Annotated in this window: 20 protein-coding genes; 18 read left to right on the top strand and 2 right to left on the bottom strand. The window is 56.1% G+C overall.

The window, feature by feature from the left end:
• The first annotated feature begins 174 nt into the window (after positions 1-174).
• The gene (locus LH23_RS21410) at positions 175-1,356 is read left to right on the top strand and encodes an MFS transporter (RefSeq protein WP_039295600.1); all 1,182 of its coding nucleotides are present in this window, start codon (positions 175-177) and stop codon (positions 1,354-1,356) included.
• 86 nt (positions 1,357-1,442) lie between these two features.
• Here the strand turns inward: LH23_RS21410 and flk are convergent, their stop codons facing one another.
• Positions 1,443-2,447, bottom strand: coding sequence for a flagella biosynthesis regulator Flk (gene flk, locus LH23_RS21405; RefSeq protein WP_039295596.1), 1,005 nt, complete (start codon positions 2,445-2,447; stop codon positions 1,443-1,445).
• A 114-nt stretch (positions 2,448-2,561) separates the two neighbouring features.
• Here flk and pdxB point away from each other — a divergent pair, with 114 nt between their 5' ends.
• The 15 genes from pdxB (at position 2,562) to hisP (ending at position 16,834) form a co-directional block, all read left to right on the top strand.
• Complete coding sequence (gene pdxB, locus LH23_RS21400) at positions 2,562-3,698, top strand: 4-phosphoerythronate dehydrogenase PdxB (RefSeq protein ID WP_039295594.1); 1,137 nt, start codon at positions 2,562-2,564, stop codon at positions 3,696-3,698.
• Between the two features lie 68 nt (positions 3,699-3,766).
• On the top strand, positions 3,767-4,780 hold the full coding sequence (locus LH23_RS21395; RefSeq protein WP_039295590.1) for an aspartate-semialdehyde dehydrogenase: 1,014 nt from the start codon (positions 3,767-3,769) through the stop codon (positions 4,778-4,780).
• Entirely contained in the window at positions 4,780-5,595 is an 816-nt protein-coding gene (truA, locus tag LH23_RS21390) for a tRNA pseudouridine(38-40) synthase TruA (RefSeq protein ID WP_039295586.1), read from the top strand. Before LH23_RS21395 ends, truA begins: the two co-directional genes overlap by 1 nt.
• Before the next feature lie 25 nt (positions 5,596-5,620).
• Positions 5,621-6,280: a DedA family protein gene (locus LH23_RS21385; RefSeq protein ID WP_039295583.1), complete on the top strand. Its 660-nt coding sequence runs from the start codon at positions 5,621-5,623 to the stop codon at positions 6,278-6,280.
• A gap of 138 nt (positions 6,281-6,418) precedes the next feature.
• Complete coding sequence (accD, locus tag LH23_RS21380) at positions 6,419-7,339, top strand: acetyl-CoA carboxylase, carboxyltransferase subunit beta (RefSeq protein ID WP_008459714.1); 921 nt, start codon at positions 6,419-6,421, stop codon at positions 7,337-7,339.
• A gap of 64 nt (positions 7,340-7,403) precedes the next feature.
• Positions 7,404-8,672 carry a bifunctional tetrahydrofolate synthase/dihydrofolate synthase gene (folC, locus tag LH23_RS21375; protein ID WP_039297067.1) on the top strand — a complete coding sequence of 423 codons (1,269 nt, stop codon included), beginning with the start codon at positions 7,404-7,406 and terminating at the stop codon, positions 8,670-8,672.
• Positions 8,662-9,378: a cell division protein DedD gene (gene dedD, locus LH23_RS21370; RefSeq protein ID WP_039295579.1), complete on the top strand. Its 717-nt coding sequence runs from the start codon at positions 8,662-8,664 to the stop codon at positions 9,376-9,378. The genes folC and dedD overlap by 11 nt, the downstream gene beginning before the upstream one ends.
• Before the next feature lie 413 nt (positions 9,379-9,791).
• A complete protein-coding gene (cvpA, locus tag LH23_RS21365; RefSeq protein WP_039295575.1) occupies positions 9,792-10,277 on the top strand; it encodes a colicin V production protein in 486 nt (161 codons plus the stop codon).
• A gap of 38 nt (positions 10,278-10,315) precedes the next feature.
• Positions 10,316-11,833 carry an amidophosphoribosyltransferase gene (purF, locus tag LH23_RS21360; RefSeq protein ID WP_008459723.1) on the top strand — a complete coding sequence of 506 codons (1,518 nt, stop codon included), beginning with the start codon at positions 10,316-10,318 and terminating at the stop codon, positions 11,831-11,833.
• 126 nt (positions 11,834-11,959) lie between these two features.
• Entirely contained in the window at positions 11,960-12,532 is a 573-nt protein-coding gene (locus LH23_RS21355; RefSeq protein WP_039295572.1) for a UbiX family flavin prenyltransferase, read from the top strand.
• A gap of 287 nt (positions 12,533-12,819) precedes the next feature.
• The gene (gene argT, locus LH23_RS21350; RefSeq protein ID WP_039295568.1) at positions 12,820-13,602 is read left to right on the top strand and encodes a lysine/arginine/ornithine ABC transporter substrate-binding protein ArgT; all 783 of its coding nucleotides are present in this window, start codon (positions 12,820-12,822) and stop codon (positions 13,600-13,602) included.
• A 191-nt stretch (positions 13,603-13,793) separates the two neighbouring features.
• Positions 13,794-14,576: a histidine ABC transporter substrate-binding protein HisJ gene (gene hisJ / locus LH23_RS21345; RefSeq protein ID WP_039295567.1), complete on the top strand. Its 783-nt coding sequence runs from the start codon at positions 13,794-13,796 to the stop codon at positions 14,574-14,576.
• A gap of 77 nt (positions 14,577-14,653) precedes the next feature.
• The gene (locus LH23_RS21340) at positions 14,654-15,340 is read left to right on the top strand and encodes a histidine ABC transporter permease HisQ (RefSeq protein WP_008459735.1); all 687 of its coding nucleotides are present in this window, start codon (positions 14,654-14,656) and stop codon (positions 15,338-15,340) included.
• On the top strand, positions 15,337-16,050 hold the full coding sequence (locus tag LH23_RS21335; protein ID WP_039295564.1) for an ABC transporter permease: 714 nt from the start codon (positions 15,337-15,339) through the stop codon (positions 16,048-16,050). The genes LH23_RS21340 and LH23_RS21335 overlap by 4 nt, the downstream gene beginning before the upstream one ends.
• Positions 16,051-16,060: 10 nt before the next feature.
• Positions 16,061-16,834: a histidine ABC transporter ATP-binding protein HisP gene (gene hisP / locus LH23_RS21330; protein ID WP_008459737.1), complete on the top strand. Its 774-nt coding sequence runs from the start codon at positions 16,061-16,063 to the stop codon at positions 16,832-16,834.
• Between the two features lie 108 nt (positions 16,835-16,942).
• Here hisP and LH23_RS21325 read toward each other — a convergent pair whose 3' ends face one another.
• On the bottom strand, positions 16,943-17,893 hold the full coding sequence (locus LH23_RS21325) for a sugar-binding transcriptional regulator (RefSeq protein WP_039295562.1): 951 nt from the start codon (positions 17,891-17,893) through the stop codon (positions 16,943-16,945).
• Positions 17,894-18,087: 194 nt separating this feature from the next.
• Here LH23_RS21325 and dalD point away from each other — a divergent pair, with 194 nt between their 5' ends.
• Positions 18,088-19,482: a D-arabinitol 4-dehydrogenase gene (gene dalD / locus LH23_RS21320; RefSeq protein WP_039295560.1), complete on the top strand. Its 1,395-nt coding sequence runs from the start codon at positions 18,088-18,090 to the stop codon at positions 19,480-19,482.
• 9 nt (positions 19,483-19,491) lie between these two features.
• Positions 19,492-20,958 carry a xylulokinase gene (xylB, locus tag LH23_RS21315; RefSeq protein ID WP_039295559.1) on the top strand — a complete coding sequence of 489 codons (1,467 nt, stop codon included), beginning with the start codon at positions 19,492-19,494 and terminating at the stop codon, positions 20,956-20,958.
• The last annotated feature ends 5 nt before the right edge of the window (positions 20,959-20,963 follow it).

Genomic DNA, 20,963 nt, shown 5'->3' with positions numbered 1-20,963 from the left:
CATTGTTCAGCATTGACAGCCGATTAACCGGAAGGCACTATGCATTCCCCTCCATTATCATTATTGATAATGCGTAAGCGTTTAACGTTAACCAACGCACCCTGTCATCTGAACACTCAGAGGCAAGGGCGCGGGTTAACTTGCGCCTTGCTCTGAATTTATGGAGTAAGCAGTATGTCTGCAGTACCTGATTCCACTCTTAAAACGTCGAAATCGGCAAATACATCGCTTTTCAGAATTACCTTTGCGGTCTTTCTGACCTATATGACGGTTGGCCTGCCGTTGCCCGTTATTCCGCTTTTTGTTCACCAGCAGCTGGGCTACGGCAACATGATGGTTGGCGTGGCGGTGGGCATTCAGTTTCTCGCCACCGTATTAACCCGAGGTTACGCGGGGCGACTCGCTGACCAGATGGGGGCTAAACGCTCCGTCCTGCAAGGGATGTTTGCCTGCGGACTTGCGGGCGCTGCCTACCTGCTCGCCGCGCTATTGCCGGTGGACCCGGCGGTGAAATTTGGCTTACTGATCGTTGGGCGGCTGATTCTTGGCTTTGGTGAAAGCCAGCTGCTGACAGGTAACCTGACCTGGGGGTTAGGGCTGGTTGGCCCGGGGCGTTCGGGCAAGGTGATGTCCTGGAACGGGATGGCGATTTACGGCGCGCTGGCTGCCGGTGCACCGCTGGGTCTGATGCTTAACAGCCAGTGGGGATTTGTGGCTCTGGGCGTGACAACCATTGCTTTGCCGCTGATTGGGCTGCTGTTTAACGGCACCGTGAAACCTGTTCCTGCCCATAAAGGCGAGCGGCCTTCGTTACTGACCGTGATCGGGCTTATCTGGCAGCCTGGGCTGGGTCTCGCGCTGCAGGGCGTCGGTTTTGCGGTGATTGGTACCTTTGTTTCACTCTATTTTGCCGCAAACGGCTGGGCCCATGCAGGCTTCACATTGACGGCTTTCGGCGGCGCTTTTGTGCTGGTGCGTGTGTTGTTTGGCTGGATGCCCGATCGCTACGGCGGCGTGCGCGTGGCGCTGTTTTCCCTTGCGGTTGAAACCGTGGGCTTGCTGCTGCTCTGGCACGCGCCTGGAGCCTGGACCGCGCTGCTGGGTGCGGCGCTGACCGGCTGTGGCTGTTCGCTTATATTCCCCGCGCTTGGCGTTGAAGTGGTTAAGCGTGTTCCGCCTCAGGTACGCGGCACGGCGCTGGGCGGCTATGCCGCTTTCCAGGATATTTCATACGGTGTCACCGGGCCGCTGGCCGGAATTCTGGCAACGTCTATGGGCTATTCGTCGGTATTTATGGCCGGAGCAATTTCTGCGGTTCTGGGGATTGCCGTGACGCTGGTGGCGTTCAGGAAGTAGCTTTCAGTACCCTCACCCTAACCCTCTCCCAGGAAGGGAGAGGGAATAAACAATGTTTCCCATGGCTTTTGTTTTCTCCCTCGCCTTTAGATCACCAGCCAGAGCAAAATCATCACCACGACCAGCGCAATTAACGCCAGGCCCGGTCTCGCGCTTAGCGCCTTAATCGGCTCGATAATTGCGCTAAACATCGGGTTGTAGATTGGCTGAATATCACGCACTTCAATCGTGGCTGGCTGACGCTCGGCACGTTTTAAAAACACCTGATTGAGAATGTCCTGCACCTGCGCGGTCGTCAGTACCGTTTGCGGTGTGGCCTGGAAGCGCTGCTGGCTGTAATCCACTATCTCTTTCCACTCCTGCGGCTCAAGCGGCTGCTTCAGTGCAGCCTGTACGCTGTGCAAAGTAGGGGTGGACTGCTGGCTAAGCGTTTGCCTGGCCTGGAGCCAGGTTGTCAGCAAAGCAAAATGCTTAGCCGGAATGAGTTCGCCGGTTTTCACGCCGGAAAGTTCCAGCATTGACTGCCAGATTTGCTTGCCGGACTCGCCCGTTGCTGCGGCTAGTTTGGTGACAAGCTGGTTCAGGCTGTTGTGCTCGGCGGGCAGGAGCGGGCGGTCGGTGGCCGGGCGCTGCTGCGGCTGAGGAATAGCTAGCTGGTTGTTTTGCAGCAGCGTCAGCACTGTTTTGAGCTGGTCCGGCGTGAGCTGGCTCAGCGCCGTCTGGCCAAACTGCTGGCGGATAAAGTCGCTCACCGCCTGGCGGTTATTGCCCTGAGGCAGCAAATCGCTCAGTTGCTGAATGATCTGACGCGTTGCCAGCGTGGTTTGCGCGTTGGTCAGGCGCTGATTCAGGTTTTGCTCAGCGGCAGGAAAATGCCGGGACAGCAGCGGTGTCTCGCTTTTGAGGCCCAGATCGTGCTTAAGGCCCGCCCACACTTCAGCGCTCTGCTGCTGACTAAGTGCAATGATCCGGGTGATCAAACGCTCCAGCACGGTACGTTGCTGGGTGGAAAGCGGCTGTTCGCCGGCAGCGGAAGGGGCGGAGGGAGGTTCCCCCGGAGGACGCGGCGTGGCGCCCTGAATGGGTTGCATTATTAAATGATCCTTAAGTGCGACAAAACATTCGCAAGTAGTTCGTTATGCCCGGACGTCAGATTATGGCACACTATCCGGCCTTATCTCGACGATTAACAGACAGGTACTCAGGTGAAAATCCTCGTTGATGAAAATATGCCCTACGCCCGCGAACTTTTCAGCCGCCTGGGCGAGGTGACTGCCGTGCCGGGGCGTCCGATTCCGGTGGATGCGTTAACGGATGCTGACGCGTTGATGGTTCGTTCGGTCACTAAAGTGAATGCCGAACTGCTGGACGGTAAAGGGATCAAATTTGTCGGGACGGCTACGGCCGGAACCGATCACGTTGATGAAGCGTATTTGCAAAGCGCAGGAGTCGCTTTCTCTGCCGCTCCAGGATGCAACGCGATTGCCGTGGTTGAGTATGTGTTCTCCTCCTTATTGATGCTGGCCGAACGAGATGGTTTTGAGCTGAAAGACAGGACAGTCGGCATCGTCGGCGTCGGTAACGTGGGTTCCCGTCTTCAGGCGCGACTGGAAGCCTGGGGCGTGCGCACCTTACTGTGCGATCCGCCGCGCGCCGATCGCGGTGATGAAGGTGATTTCGTTTCGCTGGAAACGCTGGTGCAGGAAGCAGACGTCATCACTTTCCATACGCCGCTGTTTAAATCCGGCGAGTACAAAACGCTGCATCTGGCGGACGAGACGCTGATTAGCCGCCTGAAGCCTGGCGCTATTCTGATTAATGCCTGTCGTGGCCCGGTGGTGGACAACAACGCGTTGCTGAAATGCTTAAAAGCAGGGCAGAATCTCAGCGTTGTGCTGGACGTCTGGGAGCCGGAGCCGGATCTCAACGTCGAGTTGCTCGACAAGGTAGATATTGGCACGGCGCACATTGCGGGCTACACGCTTGAAGGTAAGGCTCGTGGTACCACGCAGGTCTTTGAAGCCTTTAGTGATTTTATCGGCCAGTCTCAGAAAGTGGCGCTGGATTCACTGCTGCCCGCGTCGGAGTTTGGCCGCATTACGCTGGCAGGCCCGCTCGATCAGCCCACGCTCAAAAGACTGGTGCATCTGGTGTATGATGTGCGCCGCGATGACGCGCCGCTGCGGAAGGTAGCCGGTCAGCCTGGCGAATTCGACAAGCTGCGTAAAAACTATCTGGAGCGCCGCGAGTGGTCATCGCTGTACGTGCAGTGTGATGATGCTGACGCGGCAAGCATGCTGCAAAAACTTGGCTTTAGCGCGGCACATCACCCGCTTCGCTAAGCAATATCTTCTGGCTCCCTGGGCGATGTCCTGGGGAGCATCTGTTCTATTTTCTGGAGTAAACCAACATGTCCGAAGGCTGGAATATTGCCGTTTTAGGCGCCACCGGTGCCGTAGGCTCAGCTTTGCTTGAACTGCTTGCTGAACGTCAGTTCCCGGTTGGTGAATTGTATGCCCTGGCGCGCGGCGAGAGCGCCGGTGAAAATCTGCGTTATGAAGGCAAAACCGTCATGGTGCAGGACGCGGCAGAGTTTGACTGGACTCAGGCTCAACTGGCGTTCTTCGTCGCGGGCGTTGAAGCCTCCGCTCGCTATGTTGAAGAAGCGACCAATGCGGGCTGCCTGGTTATTGACTCCAGCGGTCTTTTCTCGCTCGAGCCGGACGTGCCGCTGGTTGTGCCGGATGTGAACCCGTTCGTGCTGAGCGATTACCGCAACCGTAATCTGGTTGCCGTGGCGGACAGCCTGACCAGCCAGCTGCTGAGCGCGTTGAAACCGCTGATTGAGCAGGGCGGCCTGTCGCGTATTCAGGTAACCAGCCTGCTGTCTGCTTCTGCGCGCGGTAAAGTGGCCGTCGATGCGCTGGCCGGGCAAAGCGCCCGTTTGCTGAACGGCATTCCTATTGATGAAGAAGATCTGTTTGGCCGCCAGCTGGCGTTCAACATGTTGCCGCTGGTGCCGGACGCCGAAGGCAGCGTGCGGGAAGAGCGTCGCCTGGTGAATGAAGTGCGTAAAGTGCTGCAGGACGACGGCTTGATGATCTCCGCCAGCCTTGTGCAGTCACCGGTGTTCTACGGCCATGCGCAAATCGTCAACTTTGAAGCGCTGCGCCCGCTGGCGGCAGAAGAAGCCCGCGATGCGTTTGCTCAGGCAGAAGATATTGAGCTGTCTGAAGAGGGCGAATTCCCGACTCAGGTGGCGGATGCATCCGGCAGTGGCCATCTTTCTATTGGTTGCGTGCACAACGATTATGGCATGCCGGAGCAAATCCAGTTCTGGTCGGTCGCCGATAACGTTCGCTTTGGCGGCGCGCTGATGGCGATCAAAACCGCTGAGAAACTGGTGCAGGAGTATATGTACTGATGTCCGAAGTGCTAAGCGAAATTCCGCTTCATAAAATCGCGCTCGGCATTGAGTACGACGGCAGTAAATATTACGGCTGGCAGCGCCAGAACGAAGTGCGCAGCGTGCAGGAAAAGCTGGAAAAAGCGCTGTCTCAGGTAGCCAATGAGCCGATTAACGTGTTCTGCGCAGGGCGCACAGATGCGGGCGTTCACGCCACGGGCCAGGTAGTGCATTTTGAAACCAGCGCCGTGCGTAAAGATGCGGCCTGGACGATGGGTGTAAATACGAATTTGCCTGGTGACATCGCCGTGCGCTGGGTAAAAGATGTGCCGTCTGAGTTCCATGCCCGCTTTAGCGCCACGGCCCGCCGCTATCGCTACGTGATTTATAATCATCGCCTGCGTCCGGCCGTTTTGCAGCAGGGCGTAACCCATTTTCACCTGCCTCTGGATGCGGATAAAATGCACCGCGCCGCGCAGAGCCTGCTGGGGGAAAATGACTTTACCTCGTTCCGTGCGGTGCAGTGCCAGTCCCGCACCCCATGGCGCAATATGATGCACATTACGGTGAACCGCTATGGTTCTTACATCGTGGTGGACATTAAGGCCAACGCTTTTGTGCACCATATGGTGCGTAATATCGTCGGCAGCCTGATGGAAGTCGGCTGTGGCAACCAGGCAGAAACCTGGATGGCCGATTTACTGGCAATGAAGGACCGCACTAAGGCCGCTGCCACCGCGAAGGCGGAAGGGCTGTACCTGGTGTCGGTGGATTACCCCGACCACTTTGCGCTGCCGTGTCTGCCGATGGGGCCGCTTTTTTTAGCCGATTGATTGCTGCTTAAGAAAGGAAACTTTGATGGATTTCATCCGTTTTATCATCGACTTCATTTTGCATATCGACGTGCATCTGGCCGAGCTGGTGGCACAATACGGCGTCTGGGTTTACGCTATTCTGTTCCTGATTTTGTTCTGCGAAACCGGGCTGGTGGTGACGCCGTTCTTACCGGGTGATTCACTGCTGTTTGTGGCGGGTGCGCTGGCGTCGCTGGAAACCAACGACCTTAACGTGCATTACATGGTCATTTTGATGGTGATTGCCGCCATCATCGGCGATGCGGTGAACTACACTATCGGACGGCTGTTTGGCGAGAAGTTGTTCAGTAATCCGAATTCCAAAATCTTCCGCCGCAGTTATCTCGATAAAACTCACGCATTTTACGAGCGTCACGGCGGAAAAACGATTATCCTCGCGCGCTTCGTGCCGATTGTGCGAACCTTCGCACCGTTTGTCGCCGGGATGGGGCATATGTCCTATCGCCATTTTGCGATCTATAACGTCGTCGGCGCACTGCTGTGGGTCTTGCTGTTCACCTACGCGGGCTACCTGTTCGGTAACCTGCCGGTGGTACAGGAAAACCTGAAGCTGCTGATTGTGGCAATTATCGTGGTGTCGATACTGCCTGGCGTGGTGGAAGTTATCCGCCACAAACGCGCGGCGTCGCGGCAGTCAAAATAATACGTGGCAGCGGTTCGACCACTTTTTTATCCAAAGTCGCGGGCCGTTGTGTTTTAATGAGCACCATTTATGGTCTGGGGCAGGGAAAACTGCCGCAGAAAAGCTGGTATCGACCAGGTTCAAGCAGAAAGGTCATCAATGAGCTGGATTGAACGAATTCTCAATAAGAGCAATATTACTCCCACCCGCAAGGCGAGCATCCCTGAAGGGGTGTGGACCAAGTGCGACAGCTGCGGCCAGGTCCTGTACCGCGCCGAGCTGGAACGCAATCTTGGCGTCTGCCCTAAGTGCGATCACCACATGCGTATGTCGGCCCGCGATCGCCTGCATAGCCTGTTAGATGAAGGCACAATGGTGGAATTGGGGAGCGAGCTTGAGCCAAAAGATTTGCTGAAGTTCCGTGACTCCAAGAAGTACAAAGATCGTCTGGTTAGCGCACAGAAAGAGACCGGCGAGAAAGACGCGCTGGTTGTCATGAAAGGCACCCTGCACGGTATGCCAGTTGTGGCTGCGGCCTTCGAGTTCGCCTTTATGGGCGGTTCAATGGGCTCCGTAGTTGGCGCGCGTTTTGTTCGTGCCGTTGAGCAGGCGCTGGAAGACAACTGCCCGATGGTCTGCTTCTCCGCTTCCGGCGGGGCGCGTATGCAGGAAGCGCTGATGTCGCTGATGCAGATGGCGAAAACCAGCGCTGCGCTGGCAAAAATGCAGGAACGCGGTCTGCCATACATCTCCGTGCTGACTGACCCAACCATGGGCGGCGTTTCCGCAAGCTTCGCGATGCTGGGTGACCTGAACATCGCCGAGCCGAAAGCGCTGATTGGCTTTGCCGGTCCACGCGTTATTGAGCAGACCGTTCGTGAGAAACTACCGCCGGGCTTCCAGCGCAGTGAGTTCCTGATCGAAAAAGGCGCTATCGACATGATCGTTCGTCGTCCGGAAATGCGCCTGAAACTGGCGAGCATTCTGGCGAAGTTTATGAATCTGCCGGCGCCAAATCCGGAAGCCCCGCGTGAACCGATTGTGGTTCCGCCAGCACCGGAACAGGGTCAAGAGGCCTGATTCGCAATTAAGGGCAGGCCAGCAGGTTCTGCCCTTTTCTTTATGTGCATGTTAAGTGGGCATCATGGACAAAGACCTTATTCCTCAAGCCACGTCGCCCCTGGCCACGTGGCTTTGCTATCTTGAAAACCTTCATTCCACCACTATCGATATGGGCCTTGAGCGCATCAGCAACGTTGCGCGCAAGCTCGATGTCCTGAAACCTGCGCCTACTGTTTTCACCGTGGCGGGTACGAACGGGAAAGGCACAACCTGCCGTACGCTTGAAACCGTGCTGATGGCCGATGGCTATCGCGTAGGGGTTTATAGCTCCCCGCATCTGGTGCGTTACACGGAGCGCGTTCGCATTCAGGGCGAAGAGTTGCCTGAAGGCCTGCATACCGCTTCGTTTGCCGAAATAGAGGCCGCTCGCGGAGATATTTCCTTAACTTATTTTGAATACGGAACGCTCTCGGCCTTGCTATTGTTTAAACAGCAGGCGGTAGACGTGGTAATTCTTGAGGTCGGCCTTGGCGGGCGTCTGGATGCCACCAATATTGTGGATTCCGATGTGGCCGTGGTGACCAGCATCGCGCTCGATCACACCGACTGGCTTGGCCCGGATCGTGAGAGCATTGGCCGCGAAAAAGCCGGTGTTTTCCGTCGAGATAATCCGGCGATTGTGGGTGAGCCGGATATGCCGCAGACAATTGCCGATGTGGCGCGGGAGAAGGGCGCACAGCTAATGCGTCTCGGCGTTGACTGGGATTATGAGGTGAGTGCCACTGGCTGGACACTCCGGGACGGACATGGCGAGCTGAAAAACCTGCCGCTGCCGTTGGTTCCTCAGCCCAATGCCGCCACGGCGCTGGCTGCTTTACGTGCCAGCAAACTGAACGTGAGTGAAAACGCGATACGCTATGGTATTGAGCATGCCACGCTGCCGGGGCGCTTCCAGATTGTGTCTCAGGCACCACGCGTGATTCTTGATGTTGCCCATAATCCTCATGCGGCGGCTTATCTTGCGGGTCGCCTGGCAGCGTTACCTAAGCAGGGACGCGTGCTGGCGGTGATTGGCATGCTACACGATAAAGACATAGCCGGAACGCTTGCCTGTTTGTCGCCTCAGGTCGATAGCTGGTATTGTGCTCCGCTGGAAGGGCCGCGAGGCGCAAGCGCAGAGCAGCTTATGGCTCATCTTGGTCACGGCAGAACATTTGCAACCGTGGCGGATGCATGGCATGCAGCCATGACGGAAGCGACGGCCGAAGATACCGTGCTGGTGTGTGGGTCGTTCCACACGGTGGCCCATGTAATGGAAGTACTGGACGCGGGGAGAGCAGGTGGCGAGTAAGTTTCAAAACCGATTAGTCGGAACCATTATTCTGGTCGCACTGGGCGTTATTGTGCTGCCGGGTCTGCTGGACGGGCAGAAAAAACATTATCAGGACGAGTTCGCCGCCATTCCTTTGGTGCCAAAACCAGGGGACAGTGACGAGCCAGATATGCTGCCGGCGGCTACTCAGGCTCTGCCAGCGCAGCCGCCGGAAGGCGCGGCGGAAGAGGTAAGGGCGGGCGCTTCGGTGCCGCCAGGGCTGAACAGCGGGGCTATCCCGAATGAAGGCTCGGCGGGCGTTGACGAAGTGCCTGTCGCGCGCGAACAGCCTAAGCCGCAGCCCGTGCAGGAAAAACCAAAGCCTAAGCCGGTGGAAAAACCGCAGCCTAAACCTGCCGCCAATGATAATACCGGGCAGCAGCTTGCCATGGCCTCAGAACAGCCGACGAAGACGGAAAAACCAGCCGACAAAGCACCGACCGGGCAAGCCTATGTGGTGCAGCTTGGCGCATTGAAAAATGCGGACAAAGTGAATGAAATTGTTGGTAAACTGCGCGGGGCCGGGTTCAAGGTTTACACCTCGCCGACCACGCCTGTGCAGGGGAAAATTACCCGTATTCTGGTCGGGCCGGATGCCTCGAAGGATAAGCTGAAGTCTTCGCTGGGCGAGCTGAATTCGCTTTCTGGCCTGAACGGCGTGGTGATGAACTACTCGCCGCGCTAGTGGCCTGACCCTCACCCCGGCCCTCTCCCTGGAAGGGAGAGGGGGAAAGAGATTGCACTGAGCTATTCCCTCACCCCTTTTGGGAGAGGGTTCGGGTGAAGGGAAAAATATCGCACCATACTGTTCCCTCACCCCTTTTGGGAGAGGGTTCGGGTGAAGGGAAAAATATCGCACCATACTGTTCCCTCGCCCCTCAGGGGAGAGGGTTAGGGTGAGGGGAAAAACGACGGCACATCGTCGCTTCTCTCCACTGGAGTGAAGGTAAAACAGGCACTTTTTTAATGGCGTTGATGCTTTTTTCAACGCCATTATTTATTTACGCGGGGGAAGGAAATCCCTACGCAAACGTTTTCTTTTTCTGTTAGAATTCGCCCCGAACTGGACGTCAGGGCAATTTATCACGAGATTTTTTCATGGTCTGGATAGATTACGCCATCATTGCGGTTATCGGTTTTTCTTGTCTGGTAAGCGTAATACGTGGGTTTGTGAAGGAAGCGTTATCGCTTGTGACCTGGGGATGTGCTTTCTTTGTCGCCAGTCATTACTACACTTATCTGTCAGTCTGGTTCACTGGCTTTGAAGACGAACTGGTACGTAATGGGATAGCTATCGCGGTGCTGTTTATCGCGACGCTGATTGTCGGTGCGATAGTCAATTATGTGATTAGCGCACTGGTGCAAAAAACCGGCCTGTCGGGTACAGACAGGGTGTTGGGGATCTGCTTTGGCGCCTTGCGTGGCGTACTGATCGTCTCCGCCATTCTGTTCTTCCTGGATACCTTTACCGGTTTTTCAAAAAGCGATGACTGGCAAAAGTCGCAGCTTATCCCGCAATTCAGTTTCATCATCAGATGGTTCTTTGACTATCTGCAAAGCTCGTCAAGTTTCTTGCCCCGCTAATCGTAGCGGGGGGTGTGGCTTAATGAGGAAAAGACAACATGTGCGGTATTGTCGGTATCGCCGGTTTCATGCCGGTAAACCAGTCGATTTATGATGCGTTAACGGTGCTTCAGCACCGTGGCCAGGATGCCGCAGGCATCGTCACCATCGACGCGTTAAATTGCTTCCGTCTGCGTAAAGCGAATGGCCTGGTGAGCGATGTGTTTGAAGCCCGTCACATGCAGCGTCTGCAGGGGAATATGGGTATCGGCCACGTGCGTTACCCTACCGCCGGAAGTTCCAGCGCTTCTGAAGCTCAGCCTTTCTACGTCAACTCGCCTTATGGGATTACGCTGGCGCATAACGGTAATCTGACCAATGCCCACGAGCTGCGTAAAAAGCTGTTCGAAGAAAAGCGCCGCCACATTAACACCACCTCTGATTCTGAAATCCTGCTCAATATCTTCGCCAGCGAGCTGGATAACTTCCGTCATTACCCGCTGGAAGCCGACAACATTTTTGCCGCTATCGCAGCCACTAACCGCCAGATTCGCGGCGCTTACGCCTGCGTGGCGATGATTATTGGCCACGGCATGGTCGCCTTCCGCGACCCGAACGGTATCCGCCCGCTGGTGATCGGCAAGCGTGACCTGGGCGATGGCCGCACCGAATACATGGTAGCCTCCGAGAGCGTGGCGCTGGACACCCTGGGCTTTGAATTCCTGCGTGATATCGCGCCGGGCGAAGCGGTCTACATTACCGAGAAAGGCCAGCTGTTCACCCGCCAGTGCGCCGACAACCCGGTCAGCAATCCTTGCCTGTTCGAGTACGTGTACTTTGCTCGCCCGGACTCCTTCATCGACAAGATCTCCGTTTACAGCGCGCGCGTTGAGATGGGTAAAAAACTTGGCGAGAAAATTGCCCGCGAATGGGAAGACCTGGATATCGACGTGGTCATTCCGATTCCAGAAACTTCCTGCGATATCGCGCTGGAAATCGCCCGCATTCTTGAGAAACCGTACCGCCAGGGGTTTGTGAAAAACCGCTACGTGGGCCGCACGTTTATCATGCCGGGCCAGCAGCTGCGCCGTAAATCCGTGCGCCGTAAGCTGAACGCCAACCGCGCTGAATTCCGCGACAAGAACGTGCTGCTGGTGGATGACTCCATCGTGCGTGGCACCACCTCTGAGCAGATTATCGAGATGGCGCGTGAAGCCGGTGCCAAAAAGGTTTACCTGGCATCCGCTGCACCGGAAATTCGCTTCCCTAACGTGTACGGCATTGATATGCCGAGCGCCAACGAGCTGATTGCTCACGGCCGCGAAGTGGATGAAATTCGCCAGATCATCGGCGCCGACGGCCTGATTTTCCAGGATCTGGACGATCTGATCGAAGCGGTACGCGTGGAAAACCCGGACATCACTCAGTTCGAATGCTCCGTCTTTAACGGCATCTACGTGACGAAAGACGTTGACCACAAATATCTGCAGTATCTCGAATCCCTGCGTAACGACGACTCCAAAGCGCTGGCGCGTCAGAACGAAGTGGAAAACTTAGAGATGCACAACGAAGGCTAACCGGCCTTAGCCTCTCTCCTGCCAAGGGGAGAGGCACGTTCTTCCTTCACGTCCCCGCCCGGCCAGCCTTGCATCCCATCTCATCTTGCGGCAAAGTCAGCCCAGATATTCTTAGGGGCAAATTCAATGAAACGACTGATCGTCGGTATTTCCGGAGCCAGCGGCGCCATTTACGGGGTGCGTTTACTGCAAATCCTGCAGCAGTTGCCCGAGGTAGAAAGCCACCTGGTGATGAGCAATGCGGCGCGTCAGACGCTGGCGCTGGAAACCGATTACTCGTTGCGCGATGTTCAGGCGCTGGCAGATGTCGTGCATGACTCTCGTGATATTGCCGCCAGCATCTCCTCTGGCTCGTTTAAGACCATGGGGATGGCGGTGCTGCCGTGCTCGATTAAAACGCTGTCCGGCATCGTACACAGCTATACGGACGGGCTGCTGACCCGTGCGGCGGACGTGGTGCTTAAAGAGCGTCGCCCGCTGGTGCTTTGCATTCGCGAAACGCCGCTGCACCTCGGGCACCTGCGCCTGATGACCCAGGCGTCTGAACTGGGCGCGGTGATCATGCCGCCGGTGCCGGCGTTTTATCATCGCCCACAAACGCTGCAGGATATTGTCGACCAGACGGTCAACCGGGTGCTGGATCAGTTTGACCTCGAGCTGCCTGAAGACCTTTTCATCCGCTGGGGCGAACATAAGTGATGCACTGCTGCGGTGCATCACAAAATGATTGCCTCATTATGGGGCAATTCTGCAACGCCGATCGCTTTTAGAAGATTTAATCCTCGAAAACCGCCTTCCCCTCTAGTCCCGCTTCCCAGACCTGCTATCTTTCAAACTAGCGCGAAGTTGCAACGTTTTATTAACATAAATCAGCGGCTTTTTTCCACGCAGGGAAAAGTGGCATGAGAACTGCAACTCTCCGTATGCAAAGGCATTACCACACAACAAGACATCACAAATAAGAAAGCCAAACTTGAGGGTATCGTATGAAGAAGTCGGTTCTTGCACTGTCTTTACTGCTCGGCCTGTCCAGCGCAGCCAGCGTGTTTGCAGCGATTCCGCAAAACGTCCGCATTGGTACCGACGCGACCTACGCGCCATTCTCTTCGAAAGACGCGAAAGGGGATTTCGTTGGGTTTGATATCGATCTGGGTAACGAACTTTGCAAGCGCATTCAGACCAAATGTACCTGGGTTGGCAGCGACTTTGACTCCCTGATCCCGTCGCTAAAAGCGAAGAAAATTGACGCCATCATCTCTTCTCTGTCGATCACCGAAAAACGCCAGCAGGAGATCCTTTTCTCCAACAAGTTGTACGCAGCGGATTCCCGCCTGATCGCGGCCAAAGGCTCTCCGATTCAACCGACGCTTGAATCACTGAAAGGCAAGCACGTCGGGGTGCTGCAGGGCTCTATTCAGGAGACCTACGGTAACGCTGAATGGCGCCCGAAAGGCGTTGATGTGGTGGCCTACGCCAACCAGGATTTGATCTACTCTGACCTCGCAGCAGGGCGCCTGGATGCGGCTTTCCAGGATGAAGTTGCCGGGAGCGAAGGCTTCCTGAAACAGCCTGCAGGGAAAGATTATGCCTTTGCTGGCCCATCAGTGAAGGACAAAAAATACTTTGGTGACGGAACCGGGATCGGCCTGCGTAAAGATGATACTGAGCTGAAGGCCGCATTCGACAAAGCGCTGGCCGAAATGCGTAAAGACGGCACTTACGACAAACTGGCGAAAAAGTACTTCGACTTTAATGTTTACGGCGAATAAGTTTATCCCTTAGTCTGTAGCCCGGTTTTGAATATATTCTTAACCGGGCAGGATAACTATGCAGTGGTGCGGCCCCGTTCCGGCTGCACCTTTATGGTGCGAAAACTCTTTGTTCGCAACGTGTTGCGTAAGTTTTCCCTGTTTGTAGTGGGTGTGAGCCTTAAGTAACGGACAGTCTATTGAGGATAATTATGAAAAAGCTGGTTTTGTCTCTTTCTCTGGTGCTGGCGTTTTCCAGCGTGACCACAGCATTCGCTGCCATTCCGAAAAACCTGCGGATTGGCACGGACCCAACCTATGCGCCATTCGAATCCAAAAATGCTCAGGGCCAGCTGATCGGTTTTGACATCGATTTGGCGAAAGAACTCTGCAAACGCATTAACACCCAATGTACCTTCGTTGAAAACCCATTGGATGCGCTGATCCCGTCGCTAAAAGCGAAGAAGATCGACGCCATCATGTCTTCGTTGTCCATCACCGAGAAGCGCCAGCAGGAAATCGCGTTTACCGACAAGCTGTACGCGGCTGACTCTCGCCTGGTTGTAGCCAAAGGTTCCCCGATTCAGCCGACCATTGAGTCGCTGAAAGGCAAACGCGTCGGCGTGCTGCAGGGGACGACTCAGGAAACCTACGGCAACGAGCACTGGGCGCCAAAAGGTATCGAAATTGTCTCCTATCAGGGGCAGGATTCCATTTACGCCGACCTGGCTGCCGGACGTATTGACGCTGCATTCCAGGATGAAGTCGCCGCCAGCGAAGGTTTCCTGAAACAGCCGGTGGGCAAAAACTATCAGTTCGGCGGCCCGTCTATCAAAGACGACAAGCTGTTTGGCGTGGGTACCGGCATGGGCCTGCGTAAAGAAGATAACGAACTGCGTGAGGCGCTGAATAAGGCGTTCGCGGAGATGCGTAAAGACGGCACCTACGACAAGTTAGCGAAGCCGTACTTTGATTTTAATGTGTATGGTGAATAAGCCTTACCGGTGACAAAGGCCCCGCGTCAGACGGGGCCCAATAAGTAGCAGCAAACACTGACGACAGGATACGCACCATGTTGTATGGCTTTTCCGAAGTAATTTTTAAAGGGGCTCTGGTTACGCTTGAGCTGGCGCTCGCCTCGGTTGTCCTTTCCGTGCTGATTGGGCTTGCCGGTGCCGGCGCAAAACTGTCCAAAAATCGCCCGCTCGCTTTGCTGTTTGAAGGCTACACCACGCTGATTCGCGGCGTGCCTGACCTGGTGCTGATGCTGTTAATTTTCTACGGGCTGCAGATGCTGCTCAACAGCATTACCGACGCGTTGGGGATGGCGCAGTTTGATATCGACCCAATGATCGCCGGGATCATTACGCTTGGCTTTATCTACGGGGCTTATTTCACCGAAACCTTCCGTGGCGCCTATCTTGCCGTGCCGAAGGGTCATATTGAGGCGGCCACCGCCTTTGGCTTCACCGGTTCACAAACTTTCCGCCGTATTCTGTTCCCGGCCATGATGCGCTATGCGCTGCCGGGCATAGGCAACAACTGGCAGGTTATCCTGAAAGCCACCGCGCTGGTTTCTCTGCTTGGTCTGGAAGACGTGGTGAAAGCCACGCAGCTCGCCGGGAAAAGCACCTGGCAGCCATTCTACTTCGCGATTGTCGCCGGGATTATCTACCTGGTCTTTACCACGGTTTCAAACGGAGTGTTGCTCTGGCTTGAACGCCGCTATTCCGTTGGCGTGAAGAGGGCCGAGCTATGATCGATATTATTCACGACTACTGGCAGTCGCTGCTGTGGACGGACGGTTACCGCTTTACAGGCGTCGCCATTACGCTTTGGCTGCTGATTACGTCCGTAGTGATGGGCGGGATTCTGGCGCTGTTCCTCGCCATCGGGCGGGTGTCCAGCAACAAGTTTATTTCTTTCCCCATCTGGCTCTTTACCTACATATTCCGCGGCACGCCGCTTTACGTGCAGTTGCTGGTGTTTTATTCCGGGATGTACACGCTGGAGATTGTGAAAGGGACTGAGTTGCTCAACGCGTTCTTCCGCAGCGGCCTGAACTGTACCGTGCTGGCGCTGACGTTGAACACCTGCGCCTACACCACGGAGATTTTCGCCGGTGCCATTCGCTCGGTTCCTCACGGTGACATTGAGGCGGCGCGCGCTTACGGCTTCTCAAAAGTGAAAATGTACCGCTGTATTATTCTGCCGTCCGCGCTGCGTATTGCGCTGCCGGCCTACAGCAACGAAGTGATCCTGATGCTGCACTCTACGGCGCTGGCGTTTACCGCCACGGTGCCGGACCTGCTCAAGATTGCTCGTGATATCAACTCCGCAACCTACCAGCCGTTTACCGCGTTTGGCATCGCGGCCGTGCTGTATTTGATTATCTCTTATGTGCTGATAAGCCTGTTCCGCAAAGCGGAAAAACGCTGGCTGCAGCACGTTAAACCCGCTTCGCACTGAGTGACTTCTGATGGCTGAAATTAAATTAAACGTAACGGATCTGCACAAACGCTACGGCGAACATGAAGTGCTCAAAGGGGTGTCTCTGAAGGCTAACGCCGGAGACGTGATCAGTATTATCGGTTCGTCTGGCTCGGGCAAAAGTACCTTTTTGCGCTGCATTAACTTCCTTGAAAAACCCAGCGAAGGCACGATTGTGGTCAGCAACCAGAACATCAATCTGGTGCGGGACAAAGACGGCCAGCTCAAAGTGGCCGACAAAAATCAGCTGCGCCTGCTGCGCACTCGTCTGACGATGGTATTCCAGCACTTCAATCTGTGGAGCCACATGACGGTGCTGGAAAACGTGATGGAAGCGCCTATTCAGGTGCTCGGGCTGAGCAAGCAGGAATCAAAAGAGCGGGCGATTAAGTACCTGGCTAAAGTCGGCATCGACGAACGTCAGTACGTGAAATACCCGGTGCATCTGTCCGGCGGCCAGCAGCAGCGTGTTTCCATTGCCCGTGCGCTGGCGATGGAGCCGGAAGTGCTGCTGTTTGATGAACCAACCTCGGCGCTCGACCCGGAGCTGGTGGGCGAAGTCCTGCGCATTATGCAGAAGCTGGCGGAAGAGGGGAAAACCATGGTCGTGGTCACCCACGAGATGGATTTTGCCCGGCATGTTTCCAGCCACGTTATCTTCCTGCATCAGGGGCGCATTGAGGAAGAAGGGCCTCCAGCCGAGCTGTTTGGCAGCCCGAAGAGCGCTCGCCTTCAGCAGTTCCTGTCTGGATCGCTGAAGTAATCCCTCACCCTAACCCTCTCCCAAAGGGAGAGGGAATAAACATGATTCCACGTCAGCTGTTTCCCCCTCTCCCTCCGGGAGAGGGCCGGGGTGAGGGTAAATAACGCCTCATTCCTCACCCAACAATCTCACCGCTGTACTCTCATCCGTTACCAGGCCTGACATCCAGCGGCCGGTCAATGCCGCTTTGATGGCGGCAAACTTTCGCATTCCACCGGAAAAAGCGATGATCTTACGCGGGTTATCACTTTGCAGCGGCACGCTGGTCAGCAGAGCATCCAGCTCGCTGTAGACGCGCTGACCACTGTGGTCGAAGAAATGTCCCAACATTTCACCCGCAACCCCCTGGGCATGCAGCATGCTGACCTGTTCGTCGGTAATGAATCCTTCGGCATTCAGCGGGCAGCCGATGTCCACCTCACCAACACCGAGGAACGCAACATTGGCCGCCAGCCCCCGGTCGGTCACGCGCTGGTATACTTTGTGGCGACACCACATGTCGCGGTCTTCTTCGCTATCGGCATACAGCGGGGCCGGGATAAAAAAGTATTTTCCCTGCATTTTTTCAGCCATTTTTAGCGGCATGTCATAGCGGGTACCAGAGTCATCACGCGCAATCGCCCCAATCATGGATACGCAGTGGTGCTGCGGACGTTCAACCCACGGCAGGACGTCGATGATTGAGCGCAGCGTTTTGCCGGAGCCAATGCCGAAAACCTGCGGCTGCTCGTCGGCGATAAACTGCGACATGACTTCGGCACCTTCCACCGCCAGCATCTGCTGAATGGCTTCGTCATCCAGCCCTTCCGAGGGCACTACGCGGCAGATCTCCAGGCCGAAACGTTCCCGAACCTGCTGCGCCAGCTTCAGGCAGCGGGCAACCGGATGGGCAATTTTGACCGTCACCATACCCTGCTCGCGTGCGGAAGAAACCAGCCGCTGGGCGACCTGACGGGAAATCCCCAGTTCACGGGCGATATCCTGTTGTGTCATGCCCGCTACGTAATACATCCAGGCAACGCGCGCGGCTTGTTCTTGTTTTTTCTCTTCTCTGCTCATGGCGACACCTTATGACTCTTTGAAGTGCATTCTACTCCGTGCGTGCTTTGTTGGTAATTGGGCAAAAGTCATTTTTATGGGCAAATGTTGTCTGTGTGAGTTTGATCTCAGAAAGACGGCGCCTGCCGCAACTAGACTATAACAAACGGGCAAATGCCCTTAAAAATGACAAATGCTTAAATCTGAGGTGAATCATGACGACGAAATCGGTATGGATGCATATTGGCGCAGGCTCTTTCCACCGTGCCCATCAGGCGTGGTATCTCAATCAGCTGCACAAGCAGGGCGATGACGGCTGGAGTATTTCGCTGGGAAATATCCGTAATGATGCCGGTGAGCTGCTGAATCAACTGGCGGCACAGCGTGGCGAATATGTGCTGGAAACCGTCACGCCGGAAGGCGAGCGTGCCTACGAAAAGATCGCTTCTATACGCAAAGTACTACCGTGGGATAAAGAGATCAGTGCTCTGGTTGAAGAGGGCGCCAAAGCCTCGACCCGCGTGATTGCCTTTACCGTCACCGAAGCCGGGTATTACCTGACACCGCAGCACCAGCTGGACGTTCATCAGCCTGATGTCAAAGCCGATCTTGCCGGAGGAATGACGACGCTTTACGGCGCGCTCAGCCGCATTCTGCACCAGCGTATGAGCAACGGCGGTGAGCCGGTAACGCTGCTCAACTGCGATAACCTGCGCCACAACGGCGAACGCTTCCGCCACGGTTTTCTGTCGTTCCTGAAGGAGAAGGGCGACCACGCTCTGTTTGACTGGGTGACCACCCACACCGTGTCGCCTAATACCATGGTTGACCGTATTACTCCTCGCCCTACTGCGGATATTGCCCCACGGGTGAAAGCGGCTACCGGGTTCGACGACAAGGTGCCGGTGATGGGGGAATCGTTTATTCAGTGGGTTATTGAGGACAACTTTATCAACGGTCGCCCGTCGCTTGAGAACGTTGGCGTCGAAATGGTGAAATCCGTGCTGCCCTATGAAGAGGCAAAAATCCGCATTCTGAACGCCAGCCATAGCTGTATTGCCTGGGCGGGGACGCTGACCGGCTTGAGTTACATCGATGAAAGCACCGTGCAGCAGCCGATTAGGCAGATGGCGTGGGATTACGTCACGGAGGATGTCATTCCTTCGCTGTCGCCGAGCCCGTTGGACCTGGCTGAGTATCGTGATGTGGTCCTGGCCCGCTTTAGCAATCCGTATATCAAAGATACCAACCAGCGCGTGGCGGCCGACGGCTTGTCCAAGATCCCTGGCTTTATTACCCCGACGCTGATCGAGTGCTATCAGCGAGGTGAGGAGCCAGCGGCAACGGCGGTTCTGCCCGCGCTGTTTTTCCTGTTCCTGCAGCGCTGGGCGAACGGCCAACTGCCTTATGAGTACCAGGACGGCGTCATGCAAGACGACGCGATTCGGGCTTTGTTCGCCGCGCCTGAGCCGCTCAAGGCCTTTGTCAGCGACGAAACTTTGTTTGCCGAACTCGCACATTCCTCAGCTTTCCATGAACTGATGGCTCGTACGGTCACTCGCCTTGAGGCGTGGATCAAGTCTCCGCAATCACCTCTGGCTGCTGCTTAAGGAGGCGCTATGTATCTTGGCATCGATATCGGCACCTCTGAACTAAAGGCTTTGCTGATTGACGGGCAGGGCGAAATTTTAGGCTCTGCTCATGCGGCATTAACCGTTCAGCGCCCGCATTTGCACTGGGCTGAGCAGGATCCTGAGGCCTGGTGGCAGGCGACGCAGCAGGTCGTCTCTACGCTGCGCCAGCAAATGCCCGAGGCCTGGGCGCAAATTCGCGCTATTGGCTTGTCCGGGCAGATGCACGGTGCGGTGCTGCTGGACAAACAGGGAAAAGTGCTGCGCCCCTGCATTCTGTGGAACGACACGCGCAGCGCCGGGCAATGCGCTCTGCTCACTGCAGAACACCCTGAATTTCTGACCATCAGCGGCAATCTGGTGATGCCCGGTTTTACCGCCCCGAAGCTACGGTGGGTGGCGGAGCATGAACCGGAAATCTTTTCCCGCGTGGATAAGGTGCTGCTGCCGAAAGATTACCTGCGCTGGCGGCTGAGCGGTGAGTTTGTCTCTGACCCGTCAGACGCCGCCGGAACGCTGTGGCTGGACATGGCAAAGCGCGACTGGTCAGACAAATTGCTGGCGGCGACCGGGCTAACCCGCAGCCAGATGCCGCGGCTGGTGGAGGGCAGCGAAGTCAGCGCTGTTTTACGTTCAGCTCTGGCGACCGAGTGGGGGCTTAGTTCCGGTGTCAAAATCGCCGGCGGCGGGGGTGATAACGCTACCTCGGCAGTAGGCGTTGGCGCGGTGAATAACGGCGACGCGTTTATTTCGCTCGGCACGTCCGGCGTTATCTTTGTGGTTAACGACGAGCTGCAAACCCGCTCTGAATCCGGCGTGCATGCCTTTTGCCACGCTTTACCTCAGCGCTGGCACCAGATGAGCGTGATGCTCAGCGCCGCCAGTTGTCTGCGCTGGGTGTGTAATCTGCTGTCGGTCACTGAAAGCCAGCTCATGGAGGAGATGGCCGGGCTGAGCGACGAGCAGAAAAAGCATGCGCCTGTTTTCCTGCCTTATCTGTCAGGGGAGCGCACGCCGCACAACGATACTCACGCCATGGGGAGTTTCTTTGCGCTAAACCATGAAACCAGCCGTGCCTTGCTGGGGTATTCGGTGATTGAGGGCGTGACCTTTGGCCTGGCGGACGGCATGGCGGTGCTGGAGACGTCCCGTAGCCAGATTACCCAATGCAGCCTGACCGGCGGAGGGGCGCGCAGCGTCATCTGGGCGCAGCTGATTGCCGACGTGCTGGATGTGCCGATTGTGACGCATCCGGCGAGTTCCTCCGGCGCGCTCGGCGCAGCTCGTCTTGGCTGGCTGGCCGACGGCGGTGTGGAAGAAGTGGTTTGCCGCAAGCCTCCCGTCCAGCAGCGTTTCTCACCGCGCAAAGCCGTACAGAAGGTGCTGCAACAGCGTTTGTCCGTGTTCCACCTGCTTTACCAACAACAAAAAGCCGCTCGTAAGCTGCTGCCCTGACCGCC

Source organism: Cedecea neteri (genome assembly GCF_000758305.1).
In the GTDB taxonomy this organism is placed as follows: domain Bacteria; phylum Pseudomonadota; class Gammaproteobacteria; order Enterobacterales; family Enterobacteriaceae; genus Cedecea; species Cedecea neteri_C.
Note: the sequence above shows the minus strand (reverse complement) of the source record. Positions and strands in the feature narration are given on the sequence as shown.